Source organism: Bacillus sp. L_1B0_5, assembly GCF_000836715.1.
Taxonomy (GTDB): Bacteria; Bacillota; Bacilli; order Bacillales; family Bacillaceae_G; genus Bacillus_A; species Bacillus_A thuringiensis_S.
Genome location: NZ_JXIS01000121.1, coordinates 16538 through 39922 on the forward strand (window position 1 = coordinate 16538; position 23385 = coordinate 39922).

Below are 23385 nucleotides of genomic sequence, written 5' to 3' on the forward strand. Positions count from 1 at the left end.
TTTCTAATTTGTCTGTACACCCCATGCTTCGATAGCGAGTAGCACAGCCGCAAGAATTGGTTCATACATACTACCTGCTTCTTTTAATTGAACGTGTAATGCTTGTATATTCTCCGTGTATTTATTCATAATTGGTTCACTGTCTTGCTCATTTGCATTTGCAAAAAACTCAAGAAAAAGTGGTAAATAATCAGGTAGTTCTTTATCCGTTACTTCAAAACCAGATTTTTTATAATGCTGCTTTAACTCTAATAATTCAATACCTCTTTCTCTTTGTTCACCAGTGTTCATATAAGTAAGATACATATTTGTTTTCTTACCAAAATCGAATGTATATACGTAACTATCAATGAGTTGATCATTCGTTTTATCTAGCGCTTGCTTTATAAAGGCTGTAAGTGATGCTTTAACTTCTTCCTTTTCTATCGTTTCAATCTCTTCTTGCAATTCAGTTACAGCTTCTCTCCACCCTAGTTCAGGATAGGAGAGAAGAAAAGAAGAACAAGAAAAAGCAGTTTGTAAACTTTGTTTCATCATTTTCTGCCCCCTTTATTTAAGAAATTGTCATACAAGAGCCTGGACCACCTGCGAATGCTAAACCACAGCTTCCTTGTTCGCTATATAAATCTGCCACTTGTTCACGGTGAGTGCCCGGAATGACGAAGCGATCTTTATATTTCGCAATAGCAAGAAGACGATACATATCTTCTACATCCTGTTTCGTTAAACCAAGTTCTTTTAATACCGCTTCATTTGGCTCTTTATTAATTTGTAGCGCTCTCATATGCGTTCGCATAACAGCCATTTTCTTCAATGTAAGACGAATATGCGATTCATCCCCTGCAGTGAGTAGATTCGCTAAATATTGAATTGGAATACGCATATTATCGATAGCAGGGAAAATCTCTTCTGCTTGCCAGTTACTGCCTTTCCCTTCCACCATATTCATAATTGGGCTAAGCGGCGGAATATACCAAACCATCGGCATTGTACGGTAGTCTGGATGAAGAGGCAGAGCAATTTTCCAATCGATAATCATTTTATAGATTGGTGACTCTTGTGCTGCTTTAATCCATTCTTCAGGAATGCCTTGTTTTTTCGCTTCAGCTGCTACTTCTGGATCATTTGGATCTAGGAAAACAGTAAGCTGAGATTCATATAAATCTTTTTCGTCTTCAACAGAAGCCGCTTCTTTTACTTTGTCAGCGTCATATAGCATTACCCCAATATACCTGATACGTCCTACACATGTTTCTGAACAAATTGTTGGCATACCAGCTTCAATACGAGGGAAACACATTGTGCATTTTTCAGCTTTATTCGTTTGCCAGTTAAAATACACTTTTTTATATGGACAAGATGATACGCAGAACCTCCAAGCACGACATGCATTTTGATCTACAAGAACAATGCCGTCTTCTTCACGTTTATACATCGCACCAGATGGACAAGATGATACGCAAGACGGATTCATACAATGTTCACATATGCGTGGTAAATACATCATAAAGACGTTTTCAAAATCTGTTTTAATTTCTTCTTCCATTTTCTTTACGTTCGGATCTTGTAATCCTGTTATATGTCCACCAGCTAAATCATCTTCCCAGTTCGGACCCCATTCAATTTTGTCTATAAATTCGCCTGTAATTGCTGATTTCGGACGAGCAACTGGTTGATGCTTACGCTGCGGGCTATTTGTTAATGTTTCATAATCATAATTCCAAGGTTCAAAGTAATCATCAATTGTTGGTTGATCTGGATTGTGGAAAATGTTCATAAGACGTTTCATTTTCGAACCTGATTTCAGCTGAATTTCACCATTTTTCAATTCCCAGCCGCCTTTATATTTCTCTTGATCTTCCCATTGTTTCGGATAACCAATTCCAGGTTTCGTTTCTACGTTATTAAAGTACATATATTCCGCACCTGGACGATTTGTCCAGGTGTTTTTGCATGTTACGCTACAAGTATGGCAGCCGATGCATTTATCTAGGTTCATTACCATTCCGACTTGTGCTTTAATCTTCAAGCCAATCTACCTCCTTCAGTTTACGGATGACAACATTTAAGTCACGCTGATTCCCAGTCGGACCATAGTAGTTAAATCCATAGCTTAATTGGCCATATCCACCAATCATATGTGTTGGTTTAACATGAATACGGGTTGGACTATTATGCGTTCCCCCGCGGGTGCTTGTTAATTTCGTACCAGGCACGTTAATGTGGCGATCTTGTGCATGGTGCATAAATGCCATTCCTCTCGGTATACGGTGCGTTACGACAGCACGTGCTACAACAACACCGTTACGGTTAAAGCACTCGATCCAATCATTATCTGCGACGCCAGCTTCATTCGCATCATCTTTATTCATCCAAACAGTTGGACCACCTCTAAATAGCGTTAACATCGGTAATGAATCGAAGTACATACTATGAATCGACCACTTATTATGCGGTGTTAAATAGTTTAGTGTAATCTCTTTCCCTTCTACTTCAGGGCGTGACTTACGGAACGGTTTATGTTGCAGAATTGGTTTAAATGTTGCCATCGTTTCACCAAATTCTTTCATCATGTCATGGTCTAAGTAGAAAGATTGTCGACCAGTTATCGTTCTCCAAGGAATAAGACGTTCCACATTTGTTGTAAACGGTGAGTAACGTCGTCCACCTTTTTCTGAACCTGTAAAGGCCGGAGAAGTAATTACTGTTTTCGGTTGTGCTGTAATTTGTTCGAATGTAAAGCATTCTTCTTCACGTTCTTCTGCTAAATCACGTAATTTTAGATCTGTTTGTTTTTCAAGTGCTTCCCATGCTTTTACTGCCATATGACCGTTTGTTGTAGAAGAAAGCGTTAATACCGCTTCAGCAGCATTGATTGCTTCTTTTATGTCTGGACAACCTTTCGCAATAGTATCCGTTCGAACAACTCCTAATTTGCTCTTTAATTGCTCATACTCTTTTTCTGCTGACCAAGAGATCCCTTTCGTACCAATCGGTTGTTTTCCGGCATTTGGTCCAAGTGCTGTCATTTTGTCATAAATCGTTTTATAATCCCTTTCAACAACATGAATTTGCGGCATCGTTTTACCCGGTATTGGTTCACACTCACCTTTGCTCCAATCTTTAATCTTGCCAAGTGGTTGCGCTAATTCTTGCGGTGTATCGTGAAGAAGTGGTGTTGCAACAACTTCTTTCATTGGTTCAAGATCAACCTTCTTCGCTAAATCTGAAACAGCTTTAGAAAGTGAAGTGAAAATATCCCAGTCAGAGCGTGCTTCCCAAGGTGAACCGATTGCTGGATTAAATGGATGTACAAATGGATGCATATCTGTACTACTTAAATCATGTTTTTCGTACCAAGTTGAAGCAGGTAAGACGATATCAGAATACAGTGCTGTTCCAGCCATACGGAAATCTAAATTAATGAGTAAATCAAGCTTCCCTTCTGGTGCTTCTTCATGCCACTTAATTTCTTCTGGTCGTAATGAATCACTATCGTCATTCATTAATCCGTTTGTTGTACCTAATAAATGTTTTAAGAAATATTCATGCCCTTTACCAGAACTTGAAATTAAATTCGCACGCCATACGAATAAGTTGCGCGGGAAGTTGTTTTTGTTATCTGGATCTTCAATCGCAAATTTCAGTTCTTTTTCTTTTAATTTTTGTGCAACATATTTTCCGATTTCTTCTTGCGTTGTTGCGCGAGCAGCAACAGCTTCTTTATATAATTCAATTCCATTTTTCTCGAATGTCGGATAAGAAGGTAACCAGCCGAGTCGTGCTGCTAATACGTTGTAATCACCGTGATGTTGATAACGTGAGTTACCTTCAATTGGTGATGCTAAATGTCCAACAGGTGTATCTTCATAGCGCCATTGATCTGTTACGAAATAGAAGAAAGATGTACCATTTTGTAATTTTGGTGGCCCTTGCCAATCTTTTGCCATCGCGATTGTTTGCCATCCTTCTGCAGGTCGTAACTTTTCTTGACCAACATAATGCGCCCATCCCCCGCCGTTTACTCCTTGTGCTCCAACTAGAAGAACAAGATTTAAAACTGCGCGATAAATCGTATCAGAATTAAACCAATGGTTAATACCAGCTCCAACAATAATCATCGAGCGACCATTTGTATCAACGGCATTTTGTGCGAACTCACGAGCGATTTGAATAATTAGTTCTCGTTTCACTCCTGTCATTTTCTCTTGCCATGCAGGTGTAAACGGTACATCATCATTGAAGTCTTTCGGCTCTTGTCCGCCAAGCCCTCGGTTCACGCCGTAATTTGCTAACGTTAAGTCGTATACAGTTGTAACGAACACTTCGCCTTCTTCTGTCATAACCTTTTTCACTGGAATTGTACGTTCTAATACTTTGTTTCCATCATCAGAGAAGTACGGGATTTGTACAGTTCCAATCGATTCTTCCATTCCAAGTAAAGAAAGACGTGGATCAATCTTTTCACCTGTTTCTTCATCTTCTAAACGCAAGTTCCATTTCTTTTCGTTATCCCAACGTGAGCCCATTGTGCCTTGAGGTGTTGCAAAATCATTCGTGTTCTCGTTCCAAAGAACAGGTTTCCATTCTCCTAACTTCGTTTCGCGTCCAATATCAGCAGCGTTTAAGAAACGATCAGCAACGAATTGATCTCCTTTTTGTTTCAATGTGACAAAGAAAGGAAAATCAGTATATTGCTTCGCATACTTTGTGAAATATTCCACTTGATTATCTACGTAAAACTCTTGTAAGATCACATGCCCCATTGCCATCGCAAGTGCACCATCTGTACCTTGTTTCACACTAATCCAATCATCCGCAAACTTTGTAGATTCAGCGAAGTCAGGACTGACAGAAACGACTTTCGTTCCTTTATATCGAACCTCTGCTAAAAAGTGAGCATCTGGTGTTCTCGTCATCGGTACATTTGAACCCCATGTCATAATGTAACCAGAGTTATACCAGTCACTACTTTCTGGTACATCTGTTTGATCGCCCCAAATTTGCGGAGAAGCTGGTGGTAAATCTGCGTACCAATCATAGAAACTAAGCATCGGGCCACCCATAAGTTGCATAAAACGACTACCAGCAGCATGACTTAACATCGACATAGCTGGAATTGGTGAAAAGCCAACATTTCGGTCTGGACCGTATTTAATTACTGTATAAAGTAGAGAAGCTGAAACGAGTTGTAACACTTCATCCCAATTCGCACGAATAAATCCACCTTTACCACGCGCCTGCTTATACGTACGTGCTTTTTCAGGGTTTTCCACAATACTTTTCCAAGCATCTAGTGGTGACTCGTTATTTTGTAGCTCCTCTTGCCACATACTCCAAAGAACACCACGTACATACGGATATTTCACACGAAGTGGACTATAAATGTACCAAGAAAAACTTGCTCCACGCGGGCATCCTCGTGGTTCAAAATCTGGCATATCAGGACCTGTAGTCGGATAGTTAAGCTCCTGCCCTTCCCAAGTTACAATTCCATCTTTCACATATATATTCCAGCTACATGAACCAGTACAGTTCACGCCGTGTGTAGAACGAATTACTTTATCATGCTGCCAACGCTTTCTGTACACATTTTCCCATTCGCGATCTTCATATGTTTCTTGTGTATGATTATCGTTATAACGATCTATTGGTGAAAAATATTTTAAACGTCTCATTAGTGCTGAAGGTTTCTTCTTCATACTGTTCACTCCTTTAATACGTCTCTCTTACATACCCTTACTATAAGAGAGGTTGTAAAATACAGATGTGACATTTCGCACAGTTCAAGAGATTGTCAAAAATTCAGTAGAAAATAAGTTTGTGAGAAAATCTTTTGTTCCGTTGTGAAGATTATGGTTAATCGTAATTATTAGGAGAATGGCATTTTGAGGTATCGACTATTTTGCAATAGAAAAAACGTAGGAGAAGTTCCTACGTTTTTTCTTTATAAATATATGAAAAAGAGTTTTGATATTATTTCAAAACTGCCATAAGGAAAAGAGTATAAATTGTATGTAAGAAATTTTTTCCCAATGTTATTATTTTATATTGAGTCTGATTTTACATAAAACTACAAATCATTATTTACTGTATTGCCCTTAGTTACGGAAACAATTATACTAGATGTAATCGAAATAAATAATCTGAATATTCTTAGAATTTAAGGTAGACCTTTTACTATCTACATATAGAATTAGAAATATGTCCACTAAATTGATTAGAAAACGATAATAACATTAGGAGGATTACGATGCCCCAGCTTGATTCATTACATCCCACTGTAGAAAAAATAATCAATAATATTGAAAAAATAATGGTCGGAAAACGAAAAGAAACAATCTTAGCTTTGACAGCTCTCCTAGCTGAAGGTCATGTGCTATTAGAAGATGTTCCTGGTGTCGGGAAAACAATGCTAGTACGTGCGCTTTCTAAATCCATTGATGCTGATTATAAGCGAATTCAATTTACACCTGATTTATTGCCTTCAGATGTAACAGGAGTTTCTATTTATAATCCGAAAGAGCTCCAATTTGAGTTCAAGCCTGGACCAATTATGGGGAATTTAGTACTTGCTGATGAAATTAATCGTACATCGCCAAAGACACAATCTGCTTTACTTGAATGTATGGAAGAAGGCAATATTACAATAGATGGCATTACAAGACCTTTACCAAAGCCATTCTTTGTCATGGCTACACAAAATCCGGTCGAATATGAAGGAACATATTCTCTACCAGAAGCTCAGCTCGATCGTTTCTTATTGAAACTAAAAATGGGATATCCTACACCAGAAGAAGAATTTGAAATTTTAAACCGAATGGAAAAAATAAATCCACTCTCTCAATTACAGGCCATTACTACAATAGAAGAATTACTTTATTTACAACAAAGCGTACGGGTAGTAAGTATGGACAAAGCAATTAAGCATTATATTGTAAAGCTTGTTAATCAGACTCGTACATACAGTTCTATACAGCTAGGTGCAAGTCCACGTGGCTCAATTGCTTTAATGAAAGCTTCACAAGCTTATGCATTTATCCATGGCAGAAATTATGTTATTCCAGACGATGTTAAATTTTTAGCCCCTTACGTTTTAGCGCATAGACTCATTTTAAAAATGGAAGCAAAATTTGAAGGAATAACTGGCGAACAAGTTATCGCAAAAATCGTTGCACGAACTACCGTTCCGACTCAAAGGACGATGAACCCTTGATGAAACGAATACTGCTAGCACTATATCACGTTACGAAGTTATTGCTACTCCCTTTATGCCTAGTCTTAACATTTGTGTACGCTATGTTTCAAGGAGGGTTTGTAAGTTGGTTTTTATTTTACAGCACAATTCCCATTGCTCTTTATTCACTACTACTACCCTTCTACGCTTTACGGGACGCTGAAGTAAAGCGAATAACAAACAAAAATGGGTATGTAGTAGGAGAACAATTTGTAAGCACGATTACAATAAAAAGAAAATTTCCTTTTCCCTTACTTTATTTAGTTATAGAAGATGAACTGCCACCACAATTTATAAGTTGTAAACAAACAAAGATGAATAAGGTAGTACTCTTCCCAGGATTGAAACGACATATTTCGTTTCAATATGTTATTGATACAATCTCTAGAGGCGAGCACACTTTTTCAAGCGTTCGTGTCAAAACTGGCGATTTATTCGGCATGATGGAGAAAGAAGTAACTTTTTCAGTTCCAGATACATTTTTAGTCTATCCCCACTATGTAGATATAACGTATCGACAATTGGAAAATCATTTCGAACAAGGAGCGCTTTCAGCAAATATAAATTCAGCAAAAGACTCTACAATCTCTGTCGGTGTCAGAGACTATAAACCTGGTGATCGCTTTTCATGGATTGATTGGAAAGCAACTGCACGAACAAACAATATTATGACAAAAGAGTTTGAACAACAGCGCAGCCATAATATCATGATATTCATAGACAGAACCGAGTCTCCTCTATTCGAATCAGTCGTCACATTTACTGCCTCTATCGTAAGGGCTGTCTTGAAACAAAATTCACCAGCATCATTCGTGTCTATTGGAAAAGAACAAACTATTTTCCCTTTAGACAATGGAGATACGCAGTTACAACAAATCCTTTGTCATTTAGCAAAAGTGCAAGCAGACAGTGTATTCCCGCTCTCCCAGAATGTAGACATGGAACTAAGAAAAATTTATGAGCCCGTCACGGTTATACTCGTGACCAGTAATCTTTCTCCCGATATTCAAAAGGCGGCTGATTGTGCTGCTATAAGAAATAGAAAATGTATGGTTTTTGTCGTGAAAGAAAAAGCGACTCAACTTTCACACCGAGAAATCAGTATAATAGAAACTCTAAAAAAACGACAAATATTTGTAAACACGGTTTATGAAAACCGGTATACAAACGTGTTTTTTGAGGTGAGCAAATGATAACATTACAAGCAAAATACAAGTGGGATACGAACAGATTCTTTATGCATGCATGTGTATTTCTTCTTTTACTAGAATGGCTAAGACCTCTTATAGGTATTACAAATGTAGGTAGATTAGATATTTTCGTAACATTTATAGGAATTTGCTTCGCTCTCTCTTTTTTTCAAACGAGGTGGCAGATTCCAATAAAAATTGTCACAGTCCTATTTATCATTCATTCCCTATATTATAAAAATGCTTTTATAAATCCATCTTGGCTAACAGCATTCTTTTCTGATATGTTTCAAAATTCCTCCCTGTTTTTCCAAGGGAATTTACTAGATATTTCTCCAGTTTTTCCGACGGTTTTATTTTTTCTCTCATTTTGGTTTTTGAGTTCTTTTACTTCATTTTGGATTATTCATAAAAAACGTGGGTTTCTATTTCTTGTATTGACTATTATTTATATCGCAACTTTTCATAACTTACATTTATACAATGCAAACTACGCTATTATTCGTACTGTTGTCATCGGCTTTTTTATGCTTAGTCTTCTTCAAGTAGAACGAATAAAAGAACGTGAACACTTACAAAATTATGCTAGGGAAATCTCAAAATTACTTAGACCACTTACAATATTTATTGTATTATTAGCAGCCATCGCATACTTTGCTCCAAAATTTGGCCCTCAATGGCCAAACCCAATGGATTTTTTAAAATTCAACACATCTGAAGCAAGTAAAGAAAAAAAAGTTTCTACAATTGGGTATGGTTTAGATGACTCACGATTAGGTGGTCCTTTTAAGGCGGATCCTACAATTGTTTTCACAGCACGAACGCAAAACAAACAATATTGGAGAGTCGAAACGAAAGATTTTTATACCGGAAAAGGCTGGGAGGTTTCTGAAAATCCGAAAAAGGTTTCTTTTAAAAATAAAAACGACGTCGTAAGCTGTTACGAACAAAATACAAAAACAGAAACTACTGAGGCAACAATTACCATGCAAAAAAGTTACCCTCACCTTACCTATCCAGCAGGATTAGTAACAGTTGAAGCTTCTTCTGATGTATCATACAGTGTTGACCCGTTTTCAGAAAAAATTTATACAATGAATGGAGACTCTTCTACTACTTTACATTCGTATAAAGTAACATATGAGATCCCTGAGTTTTCCATAAAAAACTTGAAAGCTGTAAAAACAAATGAAGGTCAAGAAACAAATCCTTATTTTATGACAAAGTACACACAACTTCCCGAGTCATTACCACAGCGCGTAAAAGACTTGGCTATCAATCTTACAAATGATAAAGACAACCGATATGATAAAGTATTAGCTATTGAAAATTACTTCACAGACAACTCTTTTACATACGAATCAACGAATGTCTCATTCCCTGCCAAAAGCCAAGATTATGTAGATCAATTCCTTTTCGATACAAAAAGCGGCTACTGTAATAATTTTTCGACGTCTATGATTGTACTACTTCGTTCTGCCGGGATTCCAGCTCGCTGGGTGAAAGGCTATACAGAAGGAACTCTTGACAATACACTTGCCTCTGCAGAAGGTGAGGATGTTTATACAATCACGAACGATAACGCACACTCTTGGGTCGAAGTATATTTCCCAGAATACGGATGGATTCCATTCGAACCGACAAAAGGATTTACTAATCCCTATAATTTTATAAATAATACGCCTGCTCCTATTTCACAAAATAGCGAAGCAAATAATTCTAATAACGAGCAAATACAACAACGAAATAATGAAGCAAAACTTAAAAGTTTAATTGAAAATACAGAAGAAGCTTCTACTAAAAAGGTCACAAATTCTAAAACTAGTTTTTCTTGGTGGTATGTATTCCTCTCTACGGCACTAATTAGTATTATAGGATACATTCTCTTCACCACTAGAATGAAATGGATGACATTTCTTATTATTCATTTCTATAAATACCGAAAAGATGATGCTGTTTATCAAAAAGCTTACGGTGCACTTTTAAAACAATTTGCGAGAATTGGCATACCACGGGGTGAAAGTCAAACATTCCGAGAATACGCTCTCCATATCGATACACTTTACAACTCGGCCGATATGCAACAACTTACTGCCAGTTATGAGAACGCTATGTATCAACAGGGGCAGGCTACGGTAGAATGGAAGAAATCCGTACACTTATGGGAAGTGCTTATGAAAAAAGCAGCTTCTCCACCTAAATCAGATGGCTTTGATACAGTTATTTAATCTTGAAAATTTGAGTTTAAAGAAAACGTCTCAAAGAACTACATTGTTCTTTGAGACGTTTTTTAATAAAGTGAAACTCCTACTTATTCCCCAAGCACCTTCTCAATCTCAACCTCTAAATCTACCGGCTTCGTCTGCGGAGCAAAACGCCCTACTACTTTCCCGTCTTTTCCGATTAAAAACTTCGTAAAATTCCATTTCACTGCTTTCATACCAAGTAAACCTGGTGCTTGTTCTGTCATGTATGTATATAGAGGGTGAGCCTTATCACCTTTCACATCAACCTTTGCAAACATCGGGAAGTTTACACCGTAGTTTAATTCACAAAAGCTAGTAATGTCCGCTTCTGTACCTGGTTCTTGTCCCCCGAATTGGTTACAAGGAAATCCAAGTATTTCGAGTCCTTGGTCTTTATATTTATCATATACCTCTTGTAATCCTTTATATTGTGGTGTGAAACCACATTTGCTAGCTACATTGACAATAAGAAGTGCTTTTCCTTCGTAATCTTTTAACGATTTTTCTTCACCTGTAATTGTTTTAGCTGAAAAATCATAAACTGTCATTGTCTTTGCCCCTCTCTTCACTATCATTCTATGTTTATACTATACTACATTCGTGAATATACAGCTCTTATTACGTACTTATAAGTTGTAATGATAGCGCTTTATTTCTGTTCGAAAATTCGACACAAACTACTAGACTTTTATGATGGAAAGTTTTACAATTGAAATGTGAACAAAATGTGACAGTTTATATTCCATTATAAAAGAAAAGGATGGTGTTCATTATGAAAACTGCACAACATGAAACGATTTCAAATCGCGAGTTTTATTTCGTACTATATATGATGTTATTGTTTGTTACTGGCTGGGTAATCGATGTAAATGGTTTATTCTTAAGCTCCTACTTTAATTTAGCAGGAGAGATTATGCTTCCATTAGTAGGCGGGATTGTTGGACTGTTCATTATGTCTATTAATAAACAACAAACGAAATAATAGTATTACAAAAAGGCAGAAGACGAGCTTCGTTTTCTGCCTTTTTTCTATTTTAGCGTATAATAAAAACATGCAGTATATAAGGAGTGGTAAAGATGAAAAAAGTAGAGCAATTATCTTCTCACCTATATCTTATTGATGATTTCGATTTACAGCATAATGAACGAACAGGTACGTACGTTTTATTAGGTGACGATATTACTTTAATTGAAACTTGTGCAGCCCCTTCTCTTCCGTATATTTTAGACGGCTTACAACAATTACATATTGATTTAAACGATGTTAAAAACATTATCGTTACACATGTGCATTTAGATCACGCTGGAGCAGCTGGTTTAATGATGGAAAAGTGCCCAAATGCTACTTTATATGTGCATTCTCGTGGTGCTCGTCATATGATTGATCCAACAAAACTTATTTTAGGTGCAAAAGCTGTCTACAAAGAAGATTTCGATAAACTCTTTGATCCAATTCTTCCAATTGAAGAAGAACGTGTTCATATTGTACAACATGGTGATACGTTAAAAATTGCAAAAGATCGCACCCTTACATTTTATGATACACCAGGACATGCGAAGCACCATATTAGCATTCACGATTCATTAACAAACGGGATTTTTACTGGCGATACAATTGGAATTTATTATAGAGAACTCGCAGACGTTGATGTAGAGTTATATCTACCATCAACGTCCCCTTCACAATTCCAACCAGATGCGATGATTACTTCTAAAAATCACATTCAAAGTATGAATGTAGATACTATTTATTTCGGTCATTACGGCGCATCCTCTCATGTTACAGAAGTATATAATCAACTGGAATATTGGCTACCTATTTTCGTTCATACTGGTAAGGAAGTCTTTGAAAAGTATAATGATTTCGATGAAGCAACTAAAGCTTTACAAACTTTGTTAATGGATAAAATCTCTTCTCATCTTACAAAGTTAAACGTTCCATCAGATCATTCCGTTTATAATATTTTACATTTAGATATAGAAATTAGCGCAATGGGCATTATTGATTATTTCACGAAGCAAGAAAAATCAAACTCCACTATTAACTAACAGTAAAAGAAGAGATATACAACAGTAGTTATTGTATATCTCTTCTTTTTTTGAATATATTTTGAGTAAAGGATGGTGGAATATAATGCAAAAAGTGATGCTATACCTCTGCTTCACATTATTTATCGTCTTATTATTATTTGTAGGAGTAAAAATTCAATTTTATTTAGATACAGATGCACAAGTGAACTTTAACGTTTATCCAAGATTATTCTACTTTACACTCTTCCCTCTTATAGTTGGCATTTTATTACGCTTCCTTCAATCTATTAATCGCGAAACGAGTAAACAAAACTGGAGCTTTCAACCGGATAAATTTATTGCTATTACAGTGCCTACACTATTCATTTCCTTTTCCCCAGCACTACTCTTTTCACCACTTGCCGAATACCTACCTTATTTAGTTAATATTATTCTAATAAATACAACTTTTGTTACGATTATTAGTTTAATAGCTGGTTATTCCCTTTTAGATTGTTTTATACAAAAGGACAATGCAACGATGAAAAAATATAATTGAATGCTCTATTTTCTTTTAATAAAGAAAGCTCAAAGCTAAAGCTTTGAGCTTTTTTACTTATCTCACCTTTTCATCTACATACTCCATAAACTGCTCCGCTTTAATAAATCTTTCTTTGTACGCCTCAGGCACTTCTTCTACTGTTATCCCGCCACTCGATTTCGTTTTTACTAACACAGTTTGATGTGACATTAATGCCTCCATATATTGTTCATACTCTTCAGGAGTTAGTACTTCTTTACTAGATTTATGGCCATTTAATTTATCAAAATACGGATGAAGCTCCATTACTACCTTTTTCAATTCCTCTTTTTTAGCTGGTGATAATTGATCATAATCTATATTACCATTCGAATCCCCGTACGCAAGCTTTGCATTAGTTAATTTTTTCAGTTCTTTTGTAAACTCTTCATATTCCTTCGAACTCATTTCATCTTTCGCTTCTGATAATTTTGCATTAAAACGCATATACGTTTCTAATGTCATCGCTCCGGCGTGTTTTTTTAAATTCTCAAAAGATCCGTATATACCATCCGCCATAATAGATTGATATGCAAAACCGGTCGTAGGGATTAAAAATGCTGCTGCAAGCACTCCGGCGATAAGACGTTTCTTCACCTTACTTCCCCCGCGATTCATTTTGATTTGAACAATTACTTTTTCTTTTAACTCCGGCGGGGCAACAATCCCCTTCGCTTCTTCTCGTATAGATTCTCTAACTCTACAATCTAAACTCATTTCACATTCCCTACCTCTCCTAAAAAGATTTCTTCTACTTGCTCTTTTTGACGTAGTTTCTTTAATGCCGCATGAATTCTAGACTTCACTGTACCAATTGGAATATGTAATATTTGTGCTACTTCTTCTTGTGAATATTCGTATAAGTATCTTAAGATAATAACTTGTTTCAATTTATACGGTAATTTATGAATGAGTTCGATTAGTTTTTGGTTTGATATTTTACTTACAACATCGTTAGAAAAATCAATTTGCACTGGCTTTCTTTGCTCTTCTGCTTTTTTCATAATTCGTAGTCGCATCCACCTCTTTCTTCTATAAGAATGAATTTGTTTAATCGCAAGCCCAATTAGCCAAGGACGAAATGGCTTCTCGCTATCATATTTACGAAGCGATTCATATAGCTGTATGTATACTTCTTGAACGACATCATCTACATCCGTTTTATCTTCAATTAAAAAATGTGCTGTTTTATATACTTCTTGAATCGTTACATCATACAATTCGCTATACGCTTCTTTATTTCCTGATAAAGTTAATCGAATTAAATGTGCGTAATCTATTTCAGCCTTCATATTCCAGCCCTCCTTTGTCTTACACTATATATTGGCAAGTAATTCATATTTCGTTCGATTTTTCCGAAAAAATTTTTTATATAAATTAATATTATGATCCAATGAGTTCATAAGCTTCACTTATAACCACACATAACTATTATATAATTTTCCAATTTCTGATAAAGATTTAAAATGATTTATATAGTCAAATTTAGGAGGATATATGATGAAAGCTATCGTTGTAACGTCGTTCGGTGGTCCTGAAGTGATGAAATATACAGATTTGGATATACCGGCTATTTCAGAAGATCAAGTTTTAATTCGCGTTGTTGCTACTAGTGTAAATTTCGCTGATATTAAATCACGTTATGGCAAAAAAGGAAATAAAGCACTACCTTTTATTCCAGGTATAGATGCCACTGGTATTGTAGAACGCGTCGGTTCTCATGTGAAAAATATTCAACCTGGACAGCGTGTCATTGCTTTTCCTCAAAATGGATCTTACGCAGAGTACGTTGTTTCAAATGAAAATCTCACTTTCGTTTTACCCCATGAAGTCGACTTTCAAACCGCAGCTGCTTGTCCGATCGTATCTTTCACAAGCTATAATTTACTCGTGAATGTTGCAAGGCTTCAACAAAATGAATCCGTGCTGATTCATGCAGCTGCTGGCGGAATTGGTACTACCGCGATTCAACTTACAAAACGATTAGGGGCTGGAACAGTTATCGGTACTGTCGGAAGTGAAACGAAAAAAGAAATCGCTTTAGATGCTGGAGCTGATTATGTTATTTGTCATCAAGCTGAAGATTTTGTAGAGAAAGTCAATGAGCTGACAAACGGAGAAGGAGTGAATATCATTTTGGACTCTATTTCTGGAACTTTTTCTGAAAGAAGTTTAAACTGCCTTGCTTATTACGGTCGCCTCGTTCATTTCGGTAATGCTAGTGGTGAAATTGGTAACTTTCAAACGAAAGATTTACATGCAAGTTGCCGCTCTATACTCGGTTTTAGCTTTGGGACCACACGAAAAAAGCGTCCTGAACTGCTCCAAGAAACTGCAAATGAAGTTTTCCGTTATTTACATGACGGACGTTTACAAATTAAGGCTACGAAATCTTTTCCCCTTCAAGATGCAGGGAAAGCACATGAATGGGTCGAAAGTAGAAAAAGTACAGGGAAAGTAATACTAACTGTTCAGTCTTCTTCCTGAAATGAATACTTGAAACAGAGGTGGCATTCATGGGATCACGAATTATGCATGTTATTATCGCTAACGGTATTGCTGAGAAACTATCTATTCAAGATAAAACTTCTTTCTTACTTGGAGCTGTAGCCCCTGATGCTGTTCATTCAAAAAAAGAAAAAGGAACCTCACATTTTTATGCTGGTACAACGAAGAACTATACGAGAAGAATAGATTATGATTCATTTTTTCATAAATACGAAGCACATATAGATTCCCCCTTTATTTTAGGCTATTACACCCACCTCATTGCCGATGATAATTGGCTAAGTGGCTTTTTTCTACCATGGCTAAAAAATAGAATAGAAAATGACGAAACTATCGCACCCCTGTACTATAACGATTTTAAATTGTTAAATGCAAAGTTGCTTCATCATTACGATAAAGAACAACAGCTCTTCTCTCTTCTCAATCAAGAGGCTCACATTGTGGATATTGAAGAGGTTTCTAAAGAAAACGTTTTAGCTTTTCGAAAGTATCTTTTTGAAGATATGTTGTATCCCGAGCAACATTTGCATGAAGACTTACAGGTGTTTACGTTTAATCAAATTGTCGGTTACATTGAAACTGCTATTGAAAAAGGTGCATTTTTTATTACACAACTCTCTCATGAAAAATCCACTTCAAAGATTTAATCCCCCTCAATATATTTGAGAGGGATTTTCACATAGCAATATTATTATTGGTTCTTCTCCATAACCGCAAAATAATTCCCTTCACTATCAGCAAAGTTAAACACTTTACCAGAAGGCATAGTTACCATTTCTCCAACAGTAACATTTTTATTTTTTAAACCTGCATATAATTGATCCAGATTTTCTGAGAAGAACATTAAGGACGGTGTACCAAGATTTAATTCTGGGCTCATTTTCGAAATAACTTCTTTATTATGTAATATAATGCTCGTTTCAGCACCGTTAGTTGGAGCAATTTCAATCCATCTCATTCCTTGCTTGTTATCTTCCTCTGCTACTACATGAAACCCTACCTTTTCCGTCCAAAAATTTACTGCCTCATCTTGATTATTTACATATAACATAATTTGTCCTACTTTATGAATCATTTGTATTCCTCCTATTGTTTTTTTACATTCTATGTAGCTTTCTACAGCTGGTATCGTTATTCCTTTTGAGTTGGTATGTACTTCTTTGCAAAATTTATCGACTGACTCATCCCATCCAGTTCGTCAAAATAATCGTTTCTTTCAATCATGTTATATCCGTCGAATCCAATTTCATCTAATACTTTGAAGAATATATCGAAATCCACTTCACCATTTCCTACTGCTACTTCTATATACTTACTTGAACTATTACTTTTCACTTCTTTACAATCTTTAATATGAGTTTGTACTATATAATCCTTTAATAGTAATAAACCTTCTAACGGATTTTCATTTACATCACTTATTAAATTTGCTGGGTCAAAGTTAACACCTAGTCCTTTCGAGTTTGCATTTTCTAAAAATCGTTTTAATACTATTGCTTTTTCAGATCCTGTCTCAATAGCAAAGACTCCCCCAAATTTGAATGCTAATTCCCCTATCTCATAACAAACCCGCACCATTTTATCATAGCTCTCACTTTTTTCATCATCTGGAACTTTCCCAATATGAGCTGTTATTATCTTTGCTCCCAGCTCCAAACCTCTGTCAGTAATATATTTAATCTGATTTATTGCACTGTCAGCTTCTGTTCCTGTAATTCCATTTTCTCCAAAACTAATTGCTAATGATGGAATCTTTATCCCATTAAAAGATAAGCTTTTCTTTAAAGCAGTCCATTCTATCACTGGAATATTAGCTAAGTTGAAGTTTTTATTCATAGCATATAATTGAATATATTCTAAATCCCATTCCCTTGCTTTTTGTATTCCTTCGTTTACTTCAATATGTTTCGTATTCAAAAACATTCCTAATTTCCTATCCATATATGTACCTTCTTTTTATTATTTCGCATCAGTTTAATATTCGACTTTTTTATATTACTTCCTTGTACAAACTAAATGAGAAATGATTCACCCTTATCGATATTTCTTATAAGATAGATACATTTAAATTCCCTTTGTTATTCAATTACAAACAAAAAGACGTAACTATAAATAGTTACGCCTTCCCCATTATTTATCTAGGCTTTTTCTTCCCAGTAAATGCTGGTTTCTTTTTCTTAGGTGCTGGTGGCTTCGATTCTACAAATGTTCCTTTGAACATTTCTTGCTTCGTAAATACGATGCCTAGTTTTTTCGCAAATTGTAGTAATTTGCGCTCTTCTTGTGGAGTTACAAGAGATACGACAGTTCCTTCTTTACCCATACGTCCTGTACGTCCTGAGCGGTGAATATATTGGTCTACTGTGTCCGGTAATTCTAAGTGAATTACATGTGTTAAATCATCAATATCAATACCGCGTGCTGCAATATCAGTAGCAAGTAGAATTTCTAATTTTCCGCCGCGGAATGCACGCATCGTTGCTTCACGCTCTTGCTTACCTGCTTCTGCATGAAGAGCTGCTGCTTTCATTTTACGGAACTGCAATTTCTGAGTAATTTCATCTAAACGGAATGGGTCGTTTAAGAAAGCAACTGCTTTTACATCGCCCATATGCATAATTCTTCTTACATAATCATTTTTTTCGCGTCGCTCACAAATGATGTACGTATGCTCAACTAAGCTTTTTGACTCTGCACGTGTTACACGTACCACTTGTGGTTCAACTGCCAAATCACGTGCCGCGTCTTCTGCCGCTTTGGTAATTGTCGCTGAGAAGAATACTAATTGACGGTCGCGCATCGTTGATTTAATTACATCTTGTACTGCGCCCATCATCTTTTGTTTTACAATTTGATCAAACTCATCAAATACAATTGTTTTCACTTCATGCATTTTTAGCTTTTTCATACGAATTAATTCTAAAATACGTCCTGGTGAACCGACAATTACTCTCGGATGTTTCTTTAATTTTTCAACTTGGCGCTTAATATCTGCACCACCAATTAAAGATGCACCTGAAATTTCAGTTCCTGCTGTAAACTTTTGAACCTCTTCATGAATTTGCATTACAAGTTCACGTGTTGGCGCTAAAACAACAACTTGTGGCTGTTTTACTTCAGGATTAATTTTATGTAAAAGGGGTAATAAGTACGCTAACGTTTTTCCTGTTCCAGTTGGAGATTCAGCTATAACGTCTTGTCCTTCTAAAATAGTTGGAATCGCTTGTTTTTGAATTTCAGTTAATTCTTTAAAACCAGCCTTCTCCCAAGCTTCTTGTAAAAATGGTTGCATATCTTTTATCATTTGTTTTTCTCCTTTATCTCTATTTTTGAAGAAAATGCTGTATTGTTCGCACCGTTTCTATCATGTGTGAAATAACAGCTATTAAATCATCAACATGGTCTTCTGTAATCGCTTTTTGAAATAGAACCTCTACCTTATTATGATATGAAATCGCTTGCTTATTATATTCGTATGAAACTTTCTGCATAATCATTCTTTCTTTTCCCCATATAGAACGCATTAAAGTTTCAATTTCTTCGCATCCTACTTCTGGTTGTTCTAACGGGAATGAAAATGCTAGCTTCATTTCACAACCTGGTGTAAACTGAGGCACTTCTAGTATTTCACCAGACAAGTTCTTTGCATCCACAGATAATGAAAATGTTGCTTCTACTAATGGTTCGAACGGTTCTGTTAATTGAAATGAGATATGATATATACGACTTAATGAGGCAAGGTCCATCATATCTTTTCGATTTGTTACAAGAATATCTCCATGTAGATCAAAATCATACACAGCACCTTCTACGATTACTTTTAAATTGTCAAAAGCAGTTGGATCAAACATAATTTCCTCCAAAAAACAGGCGCCTTTCGATGGAAAGGCGCCACTTGATGTATATATAGTTTACAGATAAACGAGATGAATTACAACCTTTTAGAATAAACCTACTGCTTTTCCATCTTCATTTACATCCATTTGAAGTGCTGCTGGTTGTTTTGGAAGACCTGGCATTGTTAACATTGTACCTGTTAACGCAACGATAAAACCTGCACCGATAGATGGTTTTAGCTCACGAATTGTAACGATAAAGTCGGATGGACGACCTAATTTCGTTGCATCGTCAGAAAGAGAGTATTGTGTTTTCGCCATACAAACTGGTAGGTTACTCCAACCTTCTCCTTCATATTGAGCTAATTGCTTACGTGCTTTCGGGGCAAATTCAATATCTTTTGCGCCATATACTTTTTGAGCAATTGTACGAATTTTTTCTTCTAATGGTAATTCTAATTCATAAAGTGGTGCGTAGTTGTTCTCACCTTTTTCGATTTCTTTTAGTACTTTTTCAGCAAGATCAACTCCGCCTTGGCCACCCTTCTCCCAAACTTCTGTTAAGGATACTGCATAGCCACGCTCATTACACCACTCTTGTAAGTATGTAACTTCTGCATCTGTATCTGTAATGAATTTATTAATTGCAATTACGAAAGGCACACCGAAGCTTTGAATTGTTTCAACATGCTTCTGTAAGTTTTCCATACCTTTTGCTAATGCATCTACATTTTCTTCTTTTAATTGATCTTTTGCTACGCCGCCATGCATTTTAAGCGCACGAATCGTCGCAACAATAACAACTGCTTCTGGTTTAATGCCAGCTGCACGAGCTTTAATATCTAAAAACTTCTCAGCGCCTAAATCAGCACCAAATCCAGCTTCTGTAATAACATAATCACCTAATTTTGCTGCCATTGTTGTAGCGATAACACTGTTACAACCGTGAGCAATATTCGCAAATGGTCCGCCATGAATAATAGCTGGTGTATTTTCTAATGTTTGTACTAAGTTTGGTTTTAATGCGTCTTTTAATAATAGCGTTAACGCACCTTCTACACCTAAATCTTTAACCGTTACAGGTTGATTTGCAAAGTTATAAGCAACTACGATGCGAGATAGACGCGCTTTTAAGTCTTGAATATCTGTTGCAAGGCAGAACACGGCCATAATTTCAGATGCTACTGTAATGTCAAAACCGTCTTCACGTGGTACACCTTGTACAGGTCCACCAAGACCAATTACTACGTTACGAAGGGCACGATCATTTAAGTCAACACAGCGTCTCCAAACGATTTTACGCGTATCAATTCCAAGTGTGTTTCCTTGTTGGATATGATTATCAATAAACGCTGCTAATGCGTTATTGGCAGTTGTGATCGCGTGAATATCTCCAGTAAAGTGAAGGTTAATGTCTTCCATTGGTACGACTTGTGAAAAACCGCCACCTGCTGCTCCACCTTTTAATCCCATCGTTGGTCCAAGAGATGGTTCGCGAAGTGCAATTACTGTTTTCTTACCAATTTTATTAAAAGCTTGACCTAAACCAACTGTTACTGTTGATTTACCTTCTCCAGCTGGAGTTGGGTTAATCGCTGTTACTAAAACAACTTTACCGTCTTTCTCATCTTGTAAACGCTTAAAAATATCTAGAGATAACTTACCTTTATAATGCCCGTATGGCTCTAATTCATCTTCTAAAATATTTAAATCAGCTGCAATTTCTTGAATCTTCTTCATACTTGCTTCTTGTGCGATTTCAATATCAGATTTCACTGTTGTAGTAGTTGTCATATACCCTAGTCCCCCTTTAATTGATTCTGATGATATTGTATCAGTTTTTTGTATTTTCTGCACTTATTTACCTCCTAAAAATTCTTTCGTTTCTTTATACGTTTTTTAACATAAATACCCATAAGAATGTTAACGATTGTTGTAACTCTGTAGGTAGTTGACCTAACATCTTCTCATTTACTCCGCGCTTATATACGCCGATGCCATCTACAACTTTAAAACCTTGTTCTTTCGCTAACTGTTCAAATTCCCAAGGCATCATCGTATTACAAACAACGTCTTTTCCATACAAGCGAGGATAACTGTTCTCTCGTGGCTTTGCTGTCGGTCCTAAAATTGCAATACATGCATATCCATCTTTCTTTAACACACGCTTTATTTCATTTAATGCTCGTAATGGCTCTTCCGTCCATTCTAAAGAATTAATTGCCATAATTGATTCAAATTGCTCATTTTCAAATGGTAATGCAGAAAGATCTCCTTTTATAAAAGATAAATTTGGTCCTTCCCCGCGCTCCTTACCTTTTTGAATCATCACTTCCGATAAATCTACTCCCACTGCTTTATAGCCTGCGCGACTTAATTTATATGTACCGTACCCATCACCACAACCAACATCGAGCACTAGTGCTTCTTTCTTCACGTATTGTTCAAAAAACGGAATAATTGTGCTCCTACTCCCGCTGTCCCACATCTCTTGACTATTTTGATTCCAAAACTCCGCACTACTATCCCATTTCTTTTCTGCTGATTCATGCCAATTAAATTTCGTCATACATTCCCCTACCTTCACGCTTTATCACTCATTTCATTCTACATCATTTTCCAAAATTCCTGTTTTATCTTCATAAGGAGATATACATGCTAATGAAGGAATCTTTATTCTCCAATTTTTGCTTTACTTGGGTTTAACTCATACTCATGTTCTTCTCTTTATGAAAGATACTATAGGTACACCCAATTGAAAGAGAGGGATGTACATGCGAAGAAAGAGAAATCATCATTTTAAAAGTGGTGAAAAAAACGAAGAGTATGCAGCTGAAATATCACCAGCTGGCATTCCAATTAGACATAAGCGTAAAGAAATTGCAAATGAGATAGAAGGTACAAATACCGGCGCAATGGTAGGCTATGTCGCTTTATTTCTTTCGTTATTCTCCATTGCTTTTTATCCAGTTACGCTCGGCTCCCTAGCAATTTTAGTTGGCTTATTAGCTGTCAATTTCGGAGCAAGAACACTTGGATATACAGCCATTGGTTTTGGTAGTTTTTCTGTTTTATTTACTTTACTTTATCCGCTTGCTTTGTCAGCGTTTTAAAAAAACACACCAAGTCATACTTGGTGTGTTCATTCATGATACAACATAATATGACCGCATCCACAACAATGTTTCGCTGTAATTTCTTGAAACACTGGATAATTTTCTTCATCTCGATGCTCAATAAATACTTTTTCAAATCGATACATGTTTGGTGCATATGCCCAATCTTGTTTCGTACGTGCATATAACGTTGAGGAAAAAAACTCCTCACCACCGCAAACGATACATGTGTTCTTCATCGCTATCCCTCCTATGCTTGTCTTACTTCATCTATATGAACATAAGCATAAAAAAAAGACCTTCTATTACTAGAAAGTCTTCTCTGAAACAAAAAGAAATGTACCAAACATTCCTACTCCGCTATATTCTTTTGAAACGCCAGCTTCTGTTTTAAATGTTTGCTTTACAGTCATAAAGAATACACCATTTCGTGCATCTGTACTTTCAAATTGTAGTTTTTCTTTTTTACCATCTACATTTTGCGTGCATTCAAAACTACTCTCATTACAATTCAACGCATACTTATCCTCTACATACACTTTAAAATCTGATTCTTTCGGACAAGTTATAAGTAATATTGCCACGAGAATAATACTTACAATACCCACAATTGTATAATATTTCTTCATTTGTACTCCTTTCAAATGACAAGAAAACTTGAC

The 23385-nt window shown here is 36.2% G+C and carries 23 protein-coding genes; 9 read left to right on the plus strand and 14 right to left on the minus strand.

Translation table 11 applies throughout. The features are described from left to right. Positions 1 to 3: 3 nt before the first annotated feature. From narJ to RT27_RS28510, 3 genes are read right to left on the minus strand one after another with little or no spacing between them, the layout of a single operon-like run. Positions 4 to 534: a nitrate reductase molybdenum cofactor assembly chaperone gene (narJ, locus tag RT27_RS28500; RefSeq protein WP_043938481.1), complete on the minus strand. Its 531-nt coding sequence runs from the start codon at positions 532 to 534 to the stop codon at positions 4 to 6. Positions 535 to 553: 19 nt separating this feature from the next. Then, positions 554 to 2029 carry a nitrate reductase subunit beta gene (narH, locus tag RT27_RS28505; RefSeq protein ID WP_043938457.1) on the minus strand — a complete coding sequence of 492 codons (1476 nt, stop codon included), beginning with the start codon at positions 2027 to 2029 and terminating at the stop codon, positions 554 to 556. Continuing rightward, a complete protein-coding gene (locus RT27_RS28510) occupies positions 2019 to 5702 on the minus strand; it encodes a nitrate reductase subunit alpha (protein WP_043938458.1) in 3684 nt (1227 codons plus the stop codon). Before RT27_RS28510 ends, narH begins: the two co-directional genes overlap by 11 nt. Positions 5703 to 6253: 551 nt before the next feature. On the opposite strand from RT27_RS28510, the gene RT27_RS28515 reads away from it, so the two are divergent. Genes RT27_RS28515 through RT27_RS28525 form a run of 3 tightly spaced genes read left to right on the plus strand, consistent with a single transcriptional unit; the run spans position 6254 to position 10655 of the window. Next, positions 6254 to 7216, plus strand: a complete 963-nt coding sequence (locus RT27_RS28515) for a MoxR family ATPase (RefSeq protein WP_043938459.1) — start codon at positions 6254 to 6256, stop codon at positions 7214 to 7216. Continuing rightward, positions 7216 to 8430, plus strand: coding sequence for a DUF58 domain-containing protein (locus RT27_RS28520; RefSeq protein ID WP_043938460.1), 1215 nt, complete (start codon positions 7216 to 7218; stop codon positions 8428 to 8430). The genes RT27_RS28515 and RT27_RS28520 overlap by 1 nt, the downstream gene beginning before the upstream one ends. Continuing rightward, positions 8427 to 10655: a transglutaminaseTgpA domain-containing protein gene (locus tag RT27_RS28525; RefSeq protein ID WP_043938461.1), complete on the plus strand. Its 2229-nt coding sequence runs from the start codon at positions 8427 to 8429 to the stop codon at positions 10653 to 10655. Before RT27_RS28520 ends, RT27_RS28525 begins: the two co-directional genes overlap by 4 nt. An 83-nt stretch (positions 10656 to 10738) precedes the next feature. Here the strand turns inward: RT27_RS28525 and bsaA are convergent, their stop codons facing one another. Further along, complete coding sequence (gene bsaA, locus RT27_RS28530; protein WP_000219434.1) at positions 10739 to 11221, minus strand: glutathione peroxidase; 483 nt, start codon at positions 11219 to 11221, stop codon at positions 10739 to 10741. Positions 11222 to 11445: 224 nt separating this feature from the next. On the opposite strand from bsaA, the gene RT27_RS28535 reads away from it, so the two are divergent. The 3 genes from RT27_RS28535 (at position 11446) to RT27_RS28545 (ending at position 13242) form a co-directional block, all read left to right on the plus strand. Beyond that, positions 11446 to 11655, plus strand: a complete 210-nt coding sequence (locus RT27_RS28535) for a DUF3925 domain-containing protein (protein WP_043938462.1) — start codon at positions 11446 to 11448, stop codon at positions 11653 to 11655. 95 nt (positions 11656 to 11750) lie between these two features. Next, positions 11751 to 12722 carry an MBL fold metallo-hydrolase gene (locus RT27_RS28540; RefSeq protein ID WP_043938463.1) on the plus strand — a complete coding sequence of 324 codons (972 nt, stop codon included), beginning with the start codon at positions 11751 to 11753 and terminating at the stop codon, positions 12720 to 12722. 85 nt (positions 12723 to 12807) lie between these two features. Further along, the gene (locus RT27_RS28545) at positions 12808 to 13242 is read left to right on the plus strand and encodes a hypothetical protein (protein ID WP_001174535.1); all 435 of its coding nucleotides are present in this window, start codon (positions 12808 to 12810) and stop codon (positions 13240 to 13242) included. 57 nt (positions 13243 to 13299) lie between these two features. On the opposite strand, the gene RT27_RS28550 is transcribed toward RT27_RS28545, so the two are convergent. After that, positions 13300 to 13980, minus strand: coding sequence for a DUF3600 domain-containing protein (locus RT27_RS28550; RefSeq protein ID WP_000050703.1), 681 nt, complete (start codon positions 13978 to 13980; stop codon positions 13300 to 13302). Further along, positions 13977 to 14555, minus strand: coding sequence for a sigma-70 family RNA polymerase sigma factor (locus RT27_RS28555; protein WP_000642664.1), 579 nt, complete (start codon positions 14553 to 14555; stop codon positions 13977 to 13979). The genes RT27_RS28550 and RT27_RS28555 overlap by 4 nt, the downstream gene beginning before the upstream one ends. Positions 14556 to 14763: 208 nt before the next feature. Here RT27_RS28555 and RT27_RS28560 point away from each other — a divergent pair, with 208 nt between their 5' ends. Together RT27_RS28560 and RT27_RS28565 are read left to right on the plus strand one after the other, a co-directional pair. After that, a complete protein-coding gene (locus tag RT27_RS28560; RefSeq protein WP_043938464.1) occupies positions 14764 to 15750 on the plus strand; it encodes a quinone oxidoreductase in 987 nt (328 codons plus the stop codon). A gap of 29 nt (positions 15751 to 15779) precedes the next feature. Continuing rightward, positions 15780 to 16418: a zinc dependent phospholipase C family protein gene (locus RT27_RS28565; protein ID WP_029442162.1), complete on the plus strand. Its 639-nt coding sequence runs from the start codon at positions 15780 to 15782 to the stop codon at positions 16416 to 16418. A 44-nt stretch (positions 16419 to 16462) separates the two neighbouring features. Here the strand turns inward: RT27_RS28565 and RT27_RS28570 are convergent, their stop codons facing one another. From RT27_RS28570 to RT27_RS28595, 6 genes are all read right to left on the minus strand, one after another. Then, positions 16463 to 16846, minus strand: coding sequence for a VOC family protein (locus tag RT27_RS28570; protein ID WP_000581475.1), 384 nt, complete (start codon positions 16844 to 16846; stop codon positions 16463 to 16465). A 56-nt stretch (positions 16847 to 16902) separates the two neighbouring features. Continuing rightward, positions 16903 to 17712 (minus strand): sugar phosphate isomerase/epimerase family protein, encoded by an 810-nt coding sequence (locus RT27_RS28575; RefSeq protein WP_043938465.1) that lies wholly within the window; start codon positions 17710 to 17712, stop codon positions 16903 to 16905. Positions 17713 to 17905: 193 nt separating this feature from the next. After that, a complete protein-coding gene (locus RT27_RS28580; protein ID WP_016512956.1) occupies positions 17906 to 19075 on the minus strand; it encodes a DEAD/DEAH box helicase in 1170 nt (389 codons plus the stop codon). Positions 19076 to 19094: 19 nt separating this feature from the next. Beyond that, positions 19095 to 19622, minus strand: a complete 528-nt coding sequence (locus RT27_RS28585; RefSeq protein WP_043938466.1) for a hypothetical protein — start codon at positions 19620 to 19622, stop codon at positions 19095 to 19097. Positions 19623 to 19712: 90 nt separating this feature from the next. Further along, positions 19713 to 21401 (minus strand): formate--tetrahydrofolate ligase, encoded by a 1689-nt coding sequence (locus RT27_RS28590; protein WP_043938483.1) that lies wholly within the window; start codon positions 21399 to 21401, stop codon positions 19713 to 19715. A 94-nt stretch (positions 21402 to 21495) separates the two neighbouring features. Further along, entirely contained in the window at positions 21496 to 22176 is a 681-nt protein-coding gene (locus RT27_RS28595) for a class I SAM-dependent methyltransferase (RefSeq protein WP_000160041.1), read from the minus strand. Between the two features lie 205 nt (positions 22177 to 22381). Here RT27_RS28595 and RT27_RS28600 point away from each other — a divergent pair, with 205 nt between their 5' ends. Further along, positions 22382 to 22720: a hypothetical protein gene (locus tag RT27_RS28600; RefSeq protein ID WP_001253201.1), complete on the plus strand. Its 339-nt coding sequence runs from the start codon at positions 22382 to 22384 to the stop codon at positions 22718 to 22720. A 29-nt stretch (positions 22721 to 22749) separates the two neighbouring features. Here RT27_RS28600 and RT27_RS28605 read toward each other — a convergent pair whose 3' ends face one another. Both RT27_RS28605 and RT27_RS28610 read right to left on the minus strand, forming a co-directional pair. Further along, a complete protein-coding gene (locus RT27_RS28605; RefSeq protein WP_000798747.1) occupies positions 22750 to 22962 on the minus strand; it encodes a hypothetical protein in 213 nt (70 codons plus the stop codon). Positions 22963 to 23031: 69 nt separating this feature from the next. Then, positions 23032 to 23352 (minus strand): hypothetical protein, encoded by a 321-nt coding sequence (locus RT27_RS28610; RefSeq protein WP_000761184.1) that lies wholly within the window; start codon positions 23350 to 23352, stop codon positions 23032 to 23034. Between the last annotated feature and the right edge of the window lie 33 nt (positions 23353 to 23385).

Bases quoted from the DNA above. Each gene is read 5' to 3' on its own strand.
- bsaA (WP_000219434.1), bottom strand. From the start codon at position 11,221: ATGACAGTTTATGATTTTTCAGCTAAAACAATTACAGGTGAAGAAAAA.
- RT27_RS28555 (WP_000642664.1), bottom strand. From the start codon at position 14,555: ATGAAGGCTGAAATAGATTACGCACATTTAATTCGATTAACTTTATCA.
- RT27_RS28525 (WP_043938461.1), top strand. From the start codon at position 8,427: ATGATAACATTACAAGCAAAATACAAGTGGGATACGAACAGATTCTTT.
- RT27_RS28565 (WP_029442162.1), top strand. From the start codon at position 15,780: ATGGGATCACGAATTATGCATGTTATTATCGCTAACGGTATTGCTGAG.
- RT27_RS28585 (WP_043938466.1), bottom strand. From the start codon at position 19,622: ATGTTTGATCCAACTGCTTTTGACAATTTAAAAGTAATCGTAGAAGGT.
- RT27_RS28580 (WP_016512956.1), bottom strand. From the start codon at position 19,075: ATGATAAAAGATATGCAACCATTTTTACAAGAAGCTTGGGAGAAGGCT.
- RT27_RS28560 (WP_043938464.1), top strand. From the start codon at position 14,764: ATGAAAGCTATCGTTGTAACGTCGTTCGGTGGTCCTGAAGTGATGAAA.
- RT27_RS28610 (WP_000761184.1), bottom strand. From the start codon at position 23,352: ATGAAGAAATATTATACAATTGTGGGTATTGTAAGTATTATTCTCGTG.
- RT27_RS28545 (WP_001174535.1), top strand. From the start codon at position 12,808: ATGCAAAAAGTGATGCTATACCTCTGCTTCACATTATTTATCGTCTTA.
- RT27_RS28575 (WP_043938465.1), bottom strand. From the start codon at position 17,712: ATGGATAGGAAATTAGGAATGTTTTTGAATACGAAACATATTGAAGTA.
- RT27_RS28595 (WP_000160041.1), bottom strand. From the start codon at position 22,176: ATGACGAAATTTAATTGGCATGAATCAGCAGAAAAGAAATGGGATAGT.
- RT27_RS28600 (WP_001253201.1), top strand. From the start codon at position 22,382: ATGCGAAGAAAGAGAAATCATCATTTTAAAAGTGGTGAAAAAAACGAA.
- RT27_RS28540 (WP_043938463.1), top strand. From the start codon at position 11,751: ATGAAAAAAGTAGAGCAATTATCTTCTCACCTATATCTTATTGATGAT.
- narJ (WP_043938481.1), bottom strand. From the start codon at position 534: ATGAAACAAAGTTTACAAACTGCTTTTTCTTGTTCTTCTTTTCTTCTC.
- RT27_RS28605 (WP_000798747.1), bottom strand. From the start codon at position 22,962: ATGAAGAACACATGTATCGTTTGCGGTGGTGAGGAGTTTTTTTCCTCA.
- RT27_RS28535 (WP_043938462.1), top strand. From the start codon at position 11,446: ATGAAAACTGCACAACATGAAACGATTTCAAATCGCGAGTTTTATTTC.
- RT27_RS28570 (WP_000581475.1), bottom strand. From the start codon at position 16,846: ATGATTCATAAAGTAGGACAAATTATGTTATATGTAAATAATCAAGAT.
- RT27_RS28520 (WP_043938460.1), top strand. From the start codon at position 7,216: ATGAAACGAATACTGCTAGCACTATATCACGTTACGAAGTTATTGCTA.
- RT27_RS28510 (WP_043938458.1), bottom strand. From the start codon at position 5,702: ATGAAGAAGAAACCTTCAGCACTAATGAGACGTTTAAAATATTTTTCA.
- RT27_RS28590 (WP_043938483.1), bottom strand. From the start codon at position 21,401: ATGACAACTACTACAACAGTGAAATCTGATATTGAAATCGCACAAGAA.
- RT27_RS28550 (WP_000050703.1), bottom strand. From the start codon at position 13,980: ATGAGTTTAGATTGTAGAGTTAGAGAATCTATACGAGAAGAAGCGAAG.
- RT27_RS28515 (WP_043938459.1), top strand. From the start codon at position 6,254: ATGCCCCAGCTTGATTCATTACATCCCACTGTAGAAAAAATAATCAAT.